The organism is Bacillus cereus group sp. MYBK15-3 (genome assembly GCF_051916765.1).
GTDB lineage: Bacteria > Bacillota > Bacilli > Bacillales > Bacillaceae_G > Bacillus_A > Bacillus_A cereus.
Genome location: NZ_JBQAHG010000003.1, coordinates 491472 through 507667, shown reverse-complemented (window position 1 = coordinate 507667; position 16196 = coordinate 491472). Strand labels below are relative to the sequence as shown.

Genomic DNA, 16196 nt, shown 5'->3' with positions numbered 1-16196 from the left:
ATTCGCGGAAATTTTAGGTGGATATGTATTGTTACAAGTTACTGTTTTACTTTGAGTGCTCCTTTACTTTCTTATCAAGTGCCTTACTATAAGCATCTTTGTTTTCCTGCGATAACTCATAAATTGCTTTTTTCCAATGCTCTCCGTCTACACCTGATAAAAATTCAGTACCTTTCATTGTAGCTTCTTGAATCTTCTGTTTATCTTCTTTACCAGCATCCTTAATTAACTTGGTTGCTTTTCTTGCCTCTGTTACCCCTTCTTGTATGGATTTGTGAATGTCTTTGTATGTATCAGGTACTTTTATGTGTTCCATATTGTCTAAAATTTTATCTATCTCGTTTGATGTTTTTAAAACAGCTTTTGCTTTTTCTTTGTCCTTTAAGGATTCTCCTAAGTTTAGTAATAGTTCATCCTTCTTAAATTGGAACTCTACCACTTGCTCACATATGTAGTACGGATACTGTTGTTCAGAAATTACTGTTTTCGTTATTGCTTTACTAGTTTGCTCAGTCTTATGAGTAGAATCTTTATCTCCTACCTCGCATCCGACTAACAGCATAAATGGAACTGCTAACGTTACTAGTTTCTTTGCTCTCATTATGTATTCTCCTTGTAGAAAGTATTGTAAGTAATTAACATATCAAACTATAACATACATTACATTATGGTTCACTTCCATTACGCTTTTAAAATGCAAAATAAGAATACACCCCATAAGCCGCAAATAAGATTAATAGAATAGAAATGCCGAGTGCCGTATATATAATCCATTTTAAATTTGAATTCATATCATCCTCCTACCTCTCGGTAATTCCAGTATATAACAAAAAAAGCATTGGATACCCAATGCTTTTTACACTTACGCAAATAAAGAAGTATTCGCATATAAAGCTGGTGAACCACCTGAATGTACGAATAAAATATTGTCTTCCTTATTAAATTTACCTTTTCTAATTAAGTCGATTAATCCCGCTACTGCCTTACCTGTATACACTGGATCAAGTAAAATACCTTCTGTTTTCGCAAGTAACTGAACTGCCTCTACCATTTCCGGCGTTGGTAACGCATAGCCTGGTCCTACATATTCATCAAAGCACGTAACAGCGTCGCGCGAGATAAAGTTTGGAATACCAACATGTGCTGAAGTTTCATCTACAAGTTTTGCTACTTTCTCTTCTTGCTCAGCTTTTCCTCTACTTACATTAATCCCGATTACAGGAATATGGCTTTGTGTTCCAGAAAAACCAGTAATTAAACCAGCATGCATACCGCCGCTACCACTTACACAAACAACTGAACTGAAATCAATTCCTTGCTCAAATGATTGCGCCATAATTTCTTGCGCACAAGCAACGTATCCCATTGCGCCCGTAGGGTTTGATCCACCAACTGGAATTACATATGGTGTACTACCTTTTTCACTTACTTCTTTTGCTACTTTATGCATTTCTTCCATCAGGTCTGCTCCGTTCGGTACAACAATTACATTTTCAGCACCTAATAAGTGATATAAGAAATAGTTTCCGTTAAAGTCTCTCTTCTCTTCTGGCTCAAGCCCTTCCTCTAATACAAGAATACATTTCATTTTTTCTTTTACCGCAGCTGCCAGTGTCAGGCGGCAATGATTTGACTGAATACCACCAGCTGTAATTAACGTATCTGCACCCTTTTCCTGTGCATCTGCAACTAAAAATTCTAACTTTCTCGTCTTATTGCCACCAGCTGTTAAACCAAGTAAATCATCTCGTTTAAAATAAATAGTCGGGCCACCAAGTGCTTCAGAAAAGTTGTTTAACTTTTCAATTGGTGTATATGATTCTGTATATTTTTTTCTCGGGAATTTAGCTAAATTCATTGTAACGCTCCTTTTGTACTTCTTTCACAATATATGTAACGTTACTATTATTACACGTAAAAATGGTGAAGTCACCTTTCTCGGTTAAAAATGTATTAAAATTCGGTACATGAAATTTATATCGGCGGTTTTTCAAATATATCAGCGATTTTCAATTTATATCGGCGATTTTCAAAATATATCAGCGATTCTCAATTTATATCGGCGATTTCTCAAATATATCGACTTACCGACAAAAAGTGACAAAATAAAAAGAGCCCACACATTCAAATGCAGACTCCCTCCAATCACTTATTTACCGAAAAACGAAGTAACTGTGTTAATCCCGGCTCTAAATTCATTTCACCTTTATGGCGTACGTATACGACTTTATCCCCATCAAATTTCGGAGGGTTTGCTTTACTATACGTATGCCACTCATTCGTTCCTTCTATAGAATACTCCATATATTCAGTTGCACCGACAATTATATTTTCACTATCATCTGCCGTTACATTTGGTGCCATCTGCGCAATTTTTGAATCACTAATTAATAACTTCTTTATATCCTTATCACGTTTGTAATCGTAAGCTGTCACAATTACATCGTTACCATATGCTTTCACTTGCAACCCTTGTTTAAATGAATAGCCATCAGGAGCAGTTTTCTCTCCTCCATTTGGTCCTGCTGACATCCAGCCTGTTTCAATCCCGCCCGTATTTACAACAGTGAAACCTTTTTCATCTCCACCTTTAATTTTCTTTTTACCAGCCCAGTCAGGTAAGTTTAAATCCCAATGCGTATGACTCGTGAAGAAAACAACCTGCGGATAGTCTTTTAATATATCGTACAATTTATCCACGTTTAAATAATCTTGTAAATATGGTGATTGTCTTGATCCAGATACTGTATCAGGTAAAACGTGATGTGAGAAAATAAAGATTGGTTTATTTTTATCTTTTTGACTATACTCTTCTAAATTTTGTTTTAACCAACCTAATTGCTCATCACTCATATATACTTCATCCCACATTTTTGAATCGTGGTATTTCATATATTTTTCAGTTCCTAAAAATAAAAGTGGATAGCCATCTAATTCTTTTTTATGATATACCTTTTCTTGTCCACTAAATTTCAGATAGCGGTTAAATAAAGTTTCCTCAGTTACACCATTTGGCCATGTACTTTGAGAGAGTTTCCCATCTGCTGTCCATTTACCAGCATAAAACTCATGATTCCCAACAGTAGACCATACATTTTCCGGATGCTTATTTTTATTTAACACACGCTTTACATCATCATATTGTGACTGTTGTCCAGTCGGCGTTATATCCCCATTCATAATAAGCGCTCTAGAAAGTGGCGTTACTTTATTCATATCTTTTAATACGTGATCAAAATCTCCTAAATCACCTTGAATGTCACTAATAACATTAAAAGTTGTAGCTGATTTTCGAACTTGCTCTTTCCCTTCCGCATGTGCTGAAAATGTCGGTAATAATGCCGCCATAACTGCTAACGAAGCAACTGTCTTTTTCATACAAATTCTCCCCCTAATAATAGAATGTACAAACTGACATATTCTGCTTTCTCTTAGGTGCTTGTCCAATTCATATTATAGGGGGAGATTGTAAAGATTAATGGAATAAAAAATTAAGTGTTTTTTAAGAGATTTTGTCTTTTCTACACACTCCACAATTAGCAATTCGCGCCAATCTAGCTTTCTAGTCTTTTACATTACATAAATGTAAATGAATATGATGAATCTCTTAGTTTAATATGTTGTCTTTTTAATCTCTGTTATATAACCGCCACAAAATATGCTATCTTTTCAAGTTCTCTTTCTTTAATAAACGTTACTCCTCTTTTAATTAGCCTTAAAATTGTAAAGTGGCTTAATAATATGTTTAATATCAATTGTTTCTTTTGTATTCTCAATAATTTCATCCATTGGCTTATATACCATTGGTGCTTCATCTAAAGTACTTTCTGCAACAGATGTAGTCCAAACCTCTGTCATTGTATTTTGAAAATCCTCTAAGTTAAGTACTTCTTTCGCCTTCTTGCGACTCATAATACGCCCTGCTCCATGAGGGCCAGAAAAGTTCCAATCTGGATTTCCTTTACCAAATGCAATGATTGAACCATCTCTCATATTGATTGGAATGATTACTCGTTCATCTTTCTGAGCTGAAATAGCACCTTTTCTTAGAATCATATTGTCCATATCGATGTAGTTATGGATTGTAGTGAATTGATCTGTTACTTTCCAATCCATTTTAGTGACGATTTCATCAATCATTGCTTTACGATTTAACTCCGCATATTTTTGTGCAATTTTCATATCATTCATGTAATCTTTAAATCCTTGTCCTTCTAAATAAGCTAATTCTTTACGAATCACCGGTTTCTTAATTTCACGTAAAGCTTCATGTATTTCTTGTTGTCTGCCTTCTTTCGTTAAACGCTCAATCATTTCTTCTTTAATAGATTTAACGTTTATAAGTTGCTCGTAAGCAAAGTTTTGATAATACTCTGCTACTTGTTTCCCTAAATTACGCGAACCACTATGAATAACAATGTATACATTTCCTTCATCATCCTCATTCAGTTCGACAAAATGATTGCCCCCGCCAAGTGTACCAATACTTTTTTGAGCACGTTGCAATGTAAACGGGGCTCTTACACTATCAAAATCAATCATTTTTGAAAATCTATGTTCCTTATCTCGAATACGAAAACCACTTGGGACAAATTTACGTATCGTTTCGTCTAAGTAATCGAAGTTGATTTCCTCTTTTTTCTTATTAATTATAACAACCTCCATGCCACAACCAATATCGTACTTACCTCCCAGTTTCCTGAAAGTGTGGACTATACCTTCTCTACAGTCATCGAGATATGCAGTCTCTACTGTAGGCTCACCGTATTAATTATTCCTCTTCAACTCAAAATGGATGAGGAATAATTCTGTACCTTAGTCTGCTAACATGGTGCAAGTCTCTGAACCATTCGATTATGTCACCATAACCACTGGCTGCTGATTGCCCTCGTCTTTTATCGTTAGGGTTTCCAGTCAATTGAGTGAGTAGTTTAAAGTCTGAGCCGATTAGTTAACCCCGACTAAATTAGGAACAATCTTATCTTGAACTGTCATTGTTGTCCCAATCGTACAACCTGCACCCGCATGTGTATCTGGCATAATACGGATCTTGCTATCCTTTACGAATTCTTGGTTACAAAGATCAATAATTTGACCTGCTGCCATTTTTTCTACATTCGTAGTATATACTTTCGCTTCATTGTATTTTCCTCGTAATTTCAACATCTTCTATTTGCCCTTTCCTTTAGTTTCTACAAAACATTAATTTATATATATTTATAATTATATTTTCCACCACTACAGCTCATTTCCTTTTTTATAAAAAAAGACACAGAGATTCCTCCCCATACCTACTAATTTCCTACCTTTTCACCGCATGCACATAATGCACTGTCTCAAAAGCTTTCAAATAATCGTTTCGTCCTTCAAAATATAATTTATTTATGTCTTCTGGCGATAAATGTTCATAAATGAGTAAGCCCGCCTTCTCTAACAGTGCTTCCATTTCGGCATAAGAAAAACATGATTTCATCGGTTCTCCGCCTACCGCAGCCATTTTTACCATATTTTCAACTCGATTGGACAGTCCCTTTTCCGTAAACAAGTTTTCATCGGGATAATCGAAAACGATAGAACTTCCTGCCGGAACCACCTCAAATAAACATTCTATTAAACTAGAAAGTTCCTCTTTCGTTAAATAGTACGTTACACCTAATAGACTAAAGAACGTCTTTTTATTTTCAAATCCTTCATTGCGTAACTGTTCATAGGAAAATCCTTTCGTAAAATCCATTGAAACAAAATGAAGGTTATTTGGAACTTCAAGTTCTACTTCTTTTATTCTTTCCTTCTTAAACGCCTGCGTAGAAGGATGATCCACTTCAAATATTTCTATTTTATTCTCTAACTCTCGGTTTCTAAAACTGAACGTATCTAAGCCTGCACCGAGTATGACGTATTGTTTCGCTCCTAATGTAATTTCATGTAGTAATACTCTTTCACAATATGCGGCACGTGCTAAAGGTGTTGGTGATAACTGAACTTGTGTAATCCATTTTAATATTTCTTTTGGATTGTCTTGAAACTGCTCTGCAATGTCTGTATTGAAAAAGTGAATCCCTTGAACCATGTTCGTTTCAATATTGTTACGTTCTTTTTGTGAAATGAAATCTTTAGCTACATAATCATTAAAGATTTTAGGACTATCAAATTCACTATGATACGCCCTTCCGAATGCTGATACTAACGACGTTACACTTGCTTCACCTTGTTTCACGCACATACACTCTCCTTCATTTTCACAACAAAAATAGGGTTCCCCTGGCCAGGAGAACCCTATTATACACCTTATTTTCGTATTGGTAAATTATAGCATAAATAAGTTTTTTTGTCAAGTTTTCAGCCTACTAACGCTCCAATAATTTGTGTAATCTCTAGCAGGAAGATTTCGATCTACACCGAATATTCCAGTTCATAACAATACAAATGGAGGGCGTCATGAAAAGATTAGTCATCATTACAGTTGGAAAAACACACAGTGGAAAAACTACATTTGCAAGAGCATTAGAAAAAGAGTTACCCCACTCTTTCGTTATGGATCAAGATAATCAAGCTGAATTTATTAACACGCATTATGAAAAATTACAGCCGGCTAAAGGCCCTAATACATTTAAGCACGGTCTTTCAAAATTCATTGTTGATTATGCGAAAGAACATTCAAATTTACACCTTATTATTAGTAACTCCAATCGCAGTAAAAATGGAAGGTTATATTTACTAAACGAATTATTTCCACAGAATGAATATGTACGCATACTCGTTCATTTTGACATTCCAGATGATGTACTTTACGAAAGAGTGGCTCGAAGCACGCGAAGTACGAATATTTTTAGAGGTGGATATTCTAGTTTCAAAGAAGTATTTGATCGACAACAAACTGAATCACTTCACGATGATGTGGTAGATCCTATAGAAAATGAGGCTGATTATTTGTTTGTTATTTGCAATAATAAAGATATAAGCTTTACTATTGAAGAAATTGTTCATCTAGCTAAAGATTTATCCCCTACTCCAAAATAAGAGATTATAAAAATTACATAATCATAGATTATTATGCAAATACTTCCTCTAGACGGCGCAGATGGTATATAATGATGGAAGAATCTACTTCTATATGCTCATTTTTACACAAAACAGTTCATGCATATGAAAGAAAAGAGGTACAAAAATATGAAAACAAAAAAAACAATTGCTGCGTCTACACTAGCTTTAGCAATGATTGCTGGCGCGAACTCTGCTCATGCGGAAGTAAATGATGCTACTCCTCAGCAAAGTACGGGAGATCGATTAGCTGAAATTAAGCAACATAAACAAGAGTTAGATGCAAAATTGCAGCAACACAAAGAAAACGTGGATCAAACATTAAATGAACTTAACAAGGTTAAGGAAAATGTTGATACGAAGGTGAATGAACTACATGAACGTAAACAAGTTGCTGATGAAAAAATTAACGAAGTTAAACAGCATAAACAAGAACTAGATGCAAAACTGCAGCAAGACAAACAAATCGCCGAAGATAAAATCGCTGAAATTAAAGAGCATAAAAAACAAGTAGAAGATAAAGTTGCTGAAGTAAAAGAACATAAGCAAAATATCGATAACAAAGTGGATGAGATTAAAGAACATAAACAAACTGTCGATGAAAAAGTGAATGAAATGAAGCAACATAAAGAGAACATTGATCAAAAGGTTAATGAACTTAAGGAAGTTAAAAAACAAGTAGATGAAAAATTAGCTGAGTTAAAGAAAGCAAAACAAACTGCTGAGGACAAACTCGCTGAACTAAAAGAAAACAAGCCGAATACTGGTAACACGTTAGAGGAACTTAAGAAAATTAAAGGCAATTTAGACAGTCTTTCCGCTAACTTAGAATTAGCTAAACAAGATGTAAAAAATAAACTAGCTGTTTTACAAGAAGCTAGACAAGATTTAATTAATAAAATTAACGAAATTAAACAATCGAAACAAACTGTTTCAGATGATTTATCAAAGAAAAAACAAGACTTAGATATTAAAATCAACGACTTTAAGCATACTGAGAAAAAAATTGACGACAAATTAGCTGAGTTACATACAACGAAGCAAAATGTTGATAACAAGATTAATGAAGTATCACAGTCTAAACAAACGCAAGCAGATAATGGTACTAAAAACAATAACGCTAAAGAACTTCCTAACGCTGGTAGCGAGCAATCAAACAATATGGCTCTAGGAATGCTATCTGTATTAGGCGGTGTTTTATTACTTACTCGTAATAAAATTAAAACGTTATTCTCTAAATAAGTCCATAAAAAAAGGAAAACCGCACATACATGTACGGTTTTCCTTTTTTTATATTAACTGTCCATCTCGAAGCGTCAATATACGATCACATACATCAAGCATTCTTTCATCATGTGTAATCATAATTGCTGCTTTTTGGCTCTCTTTCACTTCACGTTTCATCATTTCAACAACTTCACGTGCGCGTTTTGAGTCTAAGCTTGCCGTTGGCTCATCCGCTAATATTAAATCTGGGTTGTTCATGAACGCACGAGCGATTGCTACCCTTTGTTTTTCCCCGCCAGATAGTTGATTTGGATAATGATTCTTTCTTTCTCCTAATCCAAATGCCGCTAATAAATGATCTGCACGCTTTTCGGATTCTTGTTTACTTTCTTTTTTTAGCTTTGCAATGTAAAGTAACTGTTCTTTCACATTTAAATATGGAACAAGGTTTGCAAACTGGAAAATGAAGCCGATTTTTTTCAAACGAATGTCTGTCATTTCCTTTTCTGATAACTGTGTAATATTTTGCTCACGAATGTAAATATCCCCTTTTGATGGTGATAATAATGCACCCGCGATTGATAATAACGTACTTTTCCCTGATCCAGAAGGACCGACGATTCCGATAAATTCTCCGGCTTTCACATCAAGCGATATCGGATGAAGGGCTGTTACTTCCGTATTCCCTTCTCCGTACACTTTACTTACTTTGTCTAATTTTAATAATGAAGTCATTACATCCCGCCTCCAATTGCTTCTAATGCATCAACTTTTAATACTTGGTATAACGAAATAAGTGTTCCTAAAATACTAATTACGATAAAGATTGCTGCATATTGCGCAATCATCGGTGTTGTTAATAAGAACGGCATACCTGCTGGTAAAATTTGTTCTAACCCTTGTACAAGAACGATACTGATTACCATCGCAACGACTGATAAGAATAACGCCTGCACGACTAAGCTATTTGCTAAATACGAGTTCTTTGTACCGATTGCTTTTAATACACCTAATTGCTGTGTTTTTTGCAGTGTAATAACGTAGAAGAATACACCGATTAGTAATGCAGCGATAACAAGTAAGAACGCAATGATCATCGTTAATGTTCCTTGTTCTTCTTTAAATCCTGGAATACTTTGTAGCACTTCTTTTTTGTCAATTACGTGTGCATTTTTAATCTCTTTATCTGTGTTAAGTGCAATTGCACTATAATCTTTTTGGTTTGGTTGTGAAATAGCACCCCATACGTCTTCATTTACATAAACGACTGGTGTATGGCTAAACATTTGATTTTTCGTAAATCCGACGATTGTAAATTCTTTCTTTGAAACAGGATCGATAATTGTATCCCCAATATCGATTCCTTTTTCTTTAATTGATTCATCAGCAACCATTTCGTTATTTGCTGTACCTAATTTCTCCCCTTTTACAATGTTCGGTTCTAAAAATGAATCCCGTTCACTTGAGAAAATAGCGATATCAACCTTTTTAGAACTATCTTTCTTTTCATATGTTGAAACTTTCACACGAAACGGAACGGCTTCTTTCTCGCCTACTTGATTTACTACGTTATCTACATCGTCTTTCTTAATTTGTGAACGAAGTAATTTATTTTCCGCATCATCTGCTAAAACGAACTTATTCGCCTCCATATTTTGAATCGATGAAGCATTATCATATGATAGTCCATTTGCTAATCCTGAAATAACAAGAACTAAAAATGATAATAACACCATAATCAGTCCGATTAATCCGTATCTTAATTTTGATTGTTTCAATTCACGCAGAGCTAAAAACATTTCGCTCGCTCCTTCCTCTTTCTTTCTATGCACTAATCATAAAAAAGAAATATGAACGGAATATGAACAGAAGATTACAGAGAGTAAGATTTAATTTTCAGAAAGTATTGAAAATAAATAGAATCCTTGATACAATTCAGTCAAATAATATTGGCCGAGTAATTTAATTCAAGGAGTTGATCATGTTGAAGCCCGTATTAACACTAACTACTTATAGCCAACTAAAAGCATTAAGCGATCCATTACGTGCCGAAATGATGATACGTCTATGCGAACGTCCTTATACTGGACAATTACTATCTGAGAAATTCGGCATTTCAAGGGCGAAAATTCATTATCATTTAAAAGAATTAGAAAAGAATGAGCTTATAGAGATCGTTTATACAGAAGAAAAGAATGGGATTGTTCAAAAGTTTTATCAATCTGTCGCTAAAGGCTTCACCCCTGCCGCAGATCTATTACCTCATTTAGAAATATTAAGCGAATCAGGTCGCCAAATCTTTTTACAAATGATAGAAAGAACGAAAAGCCAAATTCTCGCTGCACCAGAAGAAGCTTTTACATTACAAAATGCAAGTGAAGATCCAGCTAAGTGGAATTACGTTTCATCCTGCTGGGAATTTGATGCTACGCCAGAACAATTTCAAGTGTGGGTGAAAAAGTTTTATGAATTAATGGCTGAATTAAACGAAATCACAAAAGGTGCAGATAAAGATCCGAATAGCAAACCTTATTATATTTCTACTACTGCACTTCAAATCGCTGAGAGAACAATGCAGCAATTTATTAAAAAAGAAGAAAAATCGTAATACGATTTTTTTTACCGAGACGGTCAATTTTATTTTACCGAATAAAATTATTATAAAGGAGTAGATAAAGTGGACATATTAAAAAACCGGAATTTCCTCTTATTATTTTTAGGGAGAATTTTTACAAACATAGGAGATAGCTTGTATTATGTAGCAGCAATGTGGCTCGTATACAAATTAAGTGGTAATCCTTTTTATTCTGGATTGGCTGGTTTCCTTACGTTATTACCTTCTGCATTACAATTTCTTACTGGTCCATTCGTCGATAGATGGTCAATAAAAAACACCCTCGTCATCACACAAGTTTTGCAATGCATTCTTATTTTAATCATTCCAATTACACACTACTTCGACCTACTAACAGTCCACCTACTACTCATCATCATGCCCATCGTAGCTTTTATCGAACAATTCGCCTATCCCGCACAATCGAAAGCTTTACCACTTCTACTGCATAAAACACAATTATTAAAAGGAAACTCACTCTTTTCATTTGCATATCAAGGCATTGATTTAATTTGTACGACTCTTTCTGGAATATTAGTAGCACTATTTGGCGCAATTACTTTATATGTGATCGACTCCTTTACATTCGCGATTACTGCCCTTTTGTTCTTTTCATTAAAAATGCCAAAACAAACTGAAGCAGACACAACACTTTCAACAAAGCAATATTTCTCTGATTTAAAAGAAGGCTTTTCAATCGTCTTTCGTTCATTGATGGGTGTCTTCTTAATCGGTTCCATTGTCGCTAATTTTTCAATCGGTATGACGATGGCAATACTCCCTTCTTTCGCTGATTCTTTAGGCGGTGTGAAATTATATGGTTTCTTTTTAGCCGCTATATCCGCTGGTTGTTTAATTGGAGCACTATTCAGTTCATGGGTTGGTAAATATAATGTTGGCCGTGTCTCCATTATTAGCTTTGCAACTGGCGCTTTCTTTTGGTTTCTCTCTACGGTTGTACCGTTTCAATGGTTATCCATTTTTTTATTCGGCTTAGCTTGGATACCAATTGGTGCGACCAACATATTATTTGCAACTATTGGTCAAATTGTAATTCCAAACCAATATCTTGGACGCATCAATTCAGTCACACGGAGTATGGGCACAATTGCTATGCCGCTTGGCTCTTTAATTGGCGGATACACTGCGAATGTATATAGTAGCCAACTCATTTTCGCGCTTGCTAGTATTGGGATTTTATTCATTTCTCTCGTATGGCTACTTCATCCGAAATTACGGGCTTTGCCGAAAGCAGATGAAATTACAGCGGATACTTTTGAGCTTCAGTTTAAGGAAGAACGGGTGAAAGATACTGCTTTGTAACAGAAATACAGTACGTGAAATTTATATCAGCGATTTTTCAAATATATCAGCGCAAATAGAATTATATCGGCGATTTTCAAAATATATCGGCGCAACTCAAATTATATCAGCGATTTTCCGATTATATCGACTTACCGACATAAAACGACAAAAAAAGAGGCCGTTCCGAAACAGCCTCTTTCTTTCCATCTATTTCGGAAGCTCCACCCGAACGGTCGTTCCTTCCCCCTTCGTACTATACACCGAAACGTTTCCATGATGCAGTTCAACAATCTTCTGCACAATCGACAACCCTAAACCGCTACCTTCTACGTTTCTCGTCCTTGCTGTATCTACTTTGTAAAAACGGTCAAAAATACGATCCATTTCTTCTTTTTCCATACCGATTCCGTTGTCTGATATAGAAATAATGACACTAGACTCTAACTCTTCGACGAAAAACTCAATCGTTCCACCATCGTTTGAAAACTTAATGCTATTCGTAAAAATGTTACTCCATACTTGATGAAGTAAGTTTTCATCACCTTTTATAGTGATATCTGGCACATCAAATTCAACGGCGATATCTTTTTCCCGCCATTTCCACTCAAGCATAAAAATGACGTCTTTAATTTGCTTCTGCAGATTGAATTCTCTTATTTGTAGAACCTTTTCCTCTTTATCTAATGAAGCGAGCGTAAGTAACTGTTTACATAAACTAGACATTCGCTTACTTTCACCCTCAATAATTTGTAAGTAATGATTTCTTTCTTCCTCACTCATCTTTTCTGTTTGCAACGTCTTTGAAAAACCTTGTATGGAAGAAAGTGGCGACTGAAATTCATGTGAAACGTTCGAAACGAATTCTTGTCTCATTTCATCTAGTTCTTTAATACTCTTCGTCATCTTTTGGAAGCTTGTAGATAACGTTCCTATTTCATCTTTTCGTTTTACATCTAATTCAATTTCATATTCCCCACTCGCAATTTTTTGCGTAGCCTTCGTAAATTTACGGATTGGGCGAACGATGTAACCTGCTGCAATCGCTATAAAAATAATACTTAATAGTACGATAAACCCTAATAATACCGCTAGAAAAATTCTCATCTCGCCGAATTGTTGTTGAACGTCAGGGCGAATGAATAAAGCGTACTGTTTATCACCGTGTTGTACTGGGACACCGACGCTATTAATTAATTCATTATCGAAAAAACCTGTAATAAAGAGGCGCGTTGGATAAGTAGAAACACCATTAAATGTCTCCCCCTGCAATACTTTATGAACGGTATCATCACTTATTGTCGTCTTACGAAACGCATTACCGATACGCTTTCCATTCTTTTGATCATCAACAATGTAAATCTCATACCCTAATTTTGCAATAGAATGCAAATACGTCTCTTGATTTTCTTCACTTTGCTTTTCATATAACGATTTAACTTCTTCCGCATACTTTAAAATCTTTTCACTGTTATATGGTTTTAACTTCACTTGATAATATACGTTCGTTAATAAAAAGCCGATAATACTACTAAGTAGCATAATGCCGACCGTCATAAATACAAATCTAGAATATAGTGATTTCATCTTATTTCAACTCCAACTTATACCCGAGGCCGCGCACTGTTGTAATTTGAAAATCATCCGTTCGTTTTGAGAAACGATCTCGCAGCCTTTTCACATGAACATCAACTGTTCGTTCATCTCCTTCAAAATCCATTCCCCATACTAATTCAATTAGCTCTTCTCTTGAAAATGTTCTTCCAGGATAACTAGCAAGTTGTGATAATAACTCAAATTCCTTTAAAGGAAGCAAAATCGTTTGACCGTTACACTTTACTTCTACACCTTTTCGATCAATTGTCGTTCCGTGCAACGTAATAATATCTGCACTCAGCATTTGATAACGTCGTAATAAAGCTTTCATACGGAAAATCACTTCAGCTGGTTCAAATGGTTTTACGATATAATCGTCCGTACCAGAAATGAATCCTTTTTCTTTATCAACTAACTGATCTTTCGCCGTTAATAAAATAACCGGTATATCATGATACTTCCGGATTTCTTCACATAACGTATAGCCATCAACGAACGGCATCATAATGTCTACGATCGCAAGATGAATATTTTCCTTCTCTAAAACGTCTTGCGCTACCTTTCCATCTTCTGCTTCAAAAACTTTAAACCCCTCTTTTTGTAAATGGTAATGCAACAACTCTCTAATATGCTTATCATCATCAGCTAATAAAATATGTATCATCTTCATTAAACCCTCTCTCGTTCATCCTTCTACATCACTACATTAAGAAACAATTGGATTTTTTGCAAGAAAAAGAAAAAGAATCTATTTTGAAAAAAGATTATTCAAAATAGATTCTTACGTTTTAGTATTAAGATTATTTTAATCAAAAACAATTTCTAAGCCTTCGAAATATCAACAAATCCTTCTCCGAACACATCACGAACATCGTGTATAGCGATGAACGCCGCCGGATCCGTAGTTTGAACAATCCGCTTTAGCTTCACTACTTCTTGCTTATTAATAACAACATAAAGAATTTCCTTCGGAGTTTTCGTGTAATAGCCATGCCCTGAATATACAGTAACCCCTCTCCCCATTAAGGTTGTCACCTTCCCGGCAATTTCATCTGGATTATCAGAAATAATCGTAATAGCCTTCTTCGGATTTAACCCTTCAATTACAAATTCCATCACTTTCGTTGCTACATATAGCATAATAATTGTTATCATCAGTTTTTCTGCACCAATGATGAAATAAGATGAAAATGCAACGATTAAATCGAAGAACAGTAGACCGTAGCTAATGCTCCAGCCTAAATATTTATGTGTCATCCTTGCTAAGATCGTAGTACCTGCAGTTGTTCCGCCAACGCGAATGATAAGACCAATACCACACCCGATAAATATTCCTCCGAAAATGGCATTTACAAGCATTTCATCCGAAGCAATCGTCCAGCCTTCTGTTAAATGAAGAAATAGCGAGTTAGTCACTACAGCGATAATCGTATAAATTGTTGTGATTTTATTTAAAAATTTATAACCGACTATTAACAAAATCGCATTTAAAATTAAGTTAACTAAACCTGGTGACCATTCAAATAAATAGTACGTAATAATCGTGATACCTGTTACCCCACCCTCACCAAACTCGTTCGGGATAACAAATAAATTGACACCTAACGCAAAAAGAAATGCACCAATAATAATAAAAATAATGTCTGTCGTTCTTTTTTTCATACAGTACCTCACTTCTTATGTAAATATTTATTCTGTCATAAACTCTCACCATTATATCGTGGAATATTCAAATCGAACAGTGGTTTGTTTTTTATTTTAATATAGGATGATAAATCAACTTTATCCTATATCCACTTGTAATTAAGAAAGTAAAATAACTGTATTTATTATGTACTACAACTAAAGTTTTGATTTCACATGCAATTCATGCTAAAAATGAATAGGAACACGTACTCGCATTAACTTCGAGTACAAAACAAATAGGCGAAGCTATAGAATAGGCTTCGCATCAAACGTGTGCTCACAGAGATTTATATTCATAAATCTCTGATTTTTTCACTTATCTTTCTCCATATACTCTTTAATTTTTCGTTCTTCCCATTCTTTTCCGAATATCCCAAATGGAAAAGTTGTTAAACCGTGTATAACGATACCAATCCCCCAACCTCCAAGTGGATATAAAAACCATAATTTACTTGAATCAGAGCTTATATTTATGAAAAAAAGCATTAAGTTAACTAATATATAGACCGTTAAATGAATGTAAAACGCTTTTAAATTCTCCACTCTTTTTTTAGCTCGTAAATAATTCTCATCTCGCTCCATATATAAACACCTCTTTCATTATTGTATTTTTTAACTCGCTCCGATTTAAACATCATATTCTAGTCGGATATCCCTTATTCTCAAAAAATACAAAGCAAAAAAGTATCCAGCAAATGGTCATACACATCACCATTTGCTGGATACTACA

At 34.9% G+C, this 16196-nt stretch carries 16 protein-coding genes; 4 read left to right on the top strand and 12 right to left on the bottom strand.

Going from position 1 to position 16196, the window contains the following annotated elements:
* Positions 1 to 46: 46 nt before the first annotated feature.
* From ACTFR8_RS16840 to ACTFR8_RS16815, 6 genes are all read right to left on the bottom strand, one after another.
* The gene (locus tag ACTFR8_RS16840; protein WP_001201801.1) at positions 47 to 601 is read right to left on the bottom strand and encodes a hypothetical protein; all 555 of its coding nucleotides are present in this window, start codon (positions 599 to 601) and stop codon (positions 47 to 49) included.
* A 261-nt stretch (positions 602 to 862) separates the two neighbouring features.
* Entirely contained in the window at positions 863 to 1858 is a 996-nt protein-coding gene (locus ACTFR8_RS16835; RefSeq protein ID WP_001046604.1) for a D-cysteine desulfhydrase, read from the bottom strand.
* Between the two features lie 287 nt (positions 1859 to 2145).
* On the bottom strand, positions 2146 to 3378 hold the full coding sequence (locus ACTFR8_RS16830) for a DUF4073 domain-containing protein (RefSeq protein WP_000754277.1): 1233 nt from the start codon (positions 3376 to 3378) through the stop codon (positions 2146 to 2148).
* Positions 3379 to 3705: 327 nt separating this feature from the next.
* Positions 3706 to 4665 carry an RNA-splicing ligase RtcB gene (locus ACTFR8_RS16825; RefSeq protein ID WP_016118245.1) on the bottom strand — a complete coding sequence of 320 codons (960 nt, stop codon included), beginning with the start codon at positions 4663 to 4665 and terminating at the stop codon, positions 3706 to 3708.
* Between the two features lie 282 nt (positions 4666 to 4947).
* Positions 4948 to 5166, bottom strand: coding sequence for an RtcB family protein (locus ACTFR8_RS16820; RefSeq protein WP_061654911.1), 219 nt, complete (start codon positions 5164 to 5166; stop codon positions 4948 to 4950).
* Positions 5167 to 5302: 136 nt separating this feature from the next.
* A complete protein-coding gene (locus ACTFR8_RS16815) occupies positions 5303 to 6223 on the bottom strand; it encodes a class I SAM-dependent methyltransferase (protein ID WP_252209610.1) in 921 nt (306 codons plus the stop codon).
* 215 nt (positions 6224 to 6438) lie between these two features.
* Here ACTFR8_RS16815 and ACTFR8_RS16810 point away from each other — a divergent pair, with 215 nt between their 5' ends.
* Entirely contained in the window at positions 6439 to 7020 is a 582-nt protein-coding gene (locus ACTFR8_RS16810; RefSeq protein ID WP_252209611.1) for an ATP-binding protein, read from the top strand.
* Positions 7021 to 7170: 150 nt separating this feature from the next.
* Positions 7171 to 8283 carry an LPXTG cell wall anchor domain-containing protein gene (locus tag ACTFR8_RS16805; RefSeq protein WP_000850437.1) on the top strand — a complete coding sequence of 371 codons (1113 nt, stop codon included), beginning with the start codon at positions 7171 to 7173 and terminating at the stop codon, positions 8281 to 8283.
* A gap of 48 nt (positions 8284 to 8331) precedes the next feature.
* Here the strand turns inward: ACTFR8_RS16805 and ACTFR8_RS16800 are convergent, their stop codons facing one another.
* Complete coding sequence (locus ACTFR8_RS16800; protein ID WP_000202597.1) at positions 8332 to 9003, bottom strand: ABC transporter ATP-binding protein; 672 nt, start codon at positions 9001 to 9003, stop codon at positions 8332 to 8334.
* Entirely contained in the window at positions 9003 to 10067 is a 1065-nt protein-coding gene (locus ACTFR8_RS16795) for an ABC transporter permease (protein ID WP_252209612.1), read from the bottom strand. Before ACTFR8_RS16795 ends, ACTFR8_RS16800 begins: the two co-directional genes overlap by 1 nt.
* 185 nt (positions 10068 to 10252) lie before the next feature.
* Between ACTFR8_RS16795 and ACTFR8_RS16790 the strand changes: the two genes are divergently transcribed.
* Entirely contained in the window at positions 10253 to 10876 is a 624-nt protein-coding gene (locus tag ACTFR8_RS16790; protein WP_025966679.1) for an ArsR/SmtB family transcription factor, read from the top strand.
* A 69-nt stretch (positions 10877 to 10945) separates the two neighbouring features.
* Entirely contained in the window at positions 10946 to 12205 is a 1260-nt protein-coding gene (locus tag ACTFR8_RS16785) for an MFS transporter (protein WP_070183949.1), read from the top strand.
* Between the two features lie 189 nt (positions 12206 to 12394).
* Here ACTFR8_RS16785 and ACTFR8_RS16780 read toward each other — a convergent pair whose 3' ends face one another.
* From ACTFR8_RS16780 to ACTFR8_RS16765, 4 genes are all read right to left on the bottom strand, one after another.
* Positions 12395 to 13771 carry a sensor histidine kinase gene (locus ACTFR8_RS16780; protein ID WP_000839527.1) on the bottom strand — a complete coding sequence of 459 codons (1377 nt, stop codon included), beginning with the start codon at positions 13769 to 13771 and terminating at the stop codon, positions 12395 to 12397.
* Between the two features lies 1 nt (position 13772).
* Positions 13773 to 14450: a response regulator transcription factor gene (locus ACTFR8_RS16775; RefSeq protein WP_000781961.1), complete on the bottom strand. Its 678-nt coding sequence runs from the start codon at positions 14448 to 14450 to the stop codon at positions 13773 to 13775.
* Between the two features lie 152 nt (positions 14451 to 14602).
* Positions 14603 to 15442 (bottom strand): YitT family protein, encoded by an 840-nt coding sequence (locus tag ACTFR8_RS16770; RefSeq protein WP_000747492.1) that lies wholly within the window; start codon positions 15440 to 15442, stop codon positions 14603 to 14605.
* A gap of 336 nt (positions 15443 to 15778) precedes the next feature.
* Positions 15779 to 16048: a 2TM domain-containing protein gene (locus tag ACTFR8_RS16765; RefSeq protein WP_000438994.1), complete on the bottom strand. Its 270-nt coding sequence runs from the start codon at positions 16046 to 16048 to the stop codon at positions 15779 to 15781.
* Positions 16049 to 16196 lie beyond the last annotated feature (148 nt).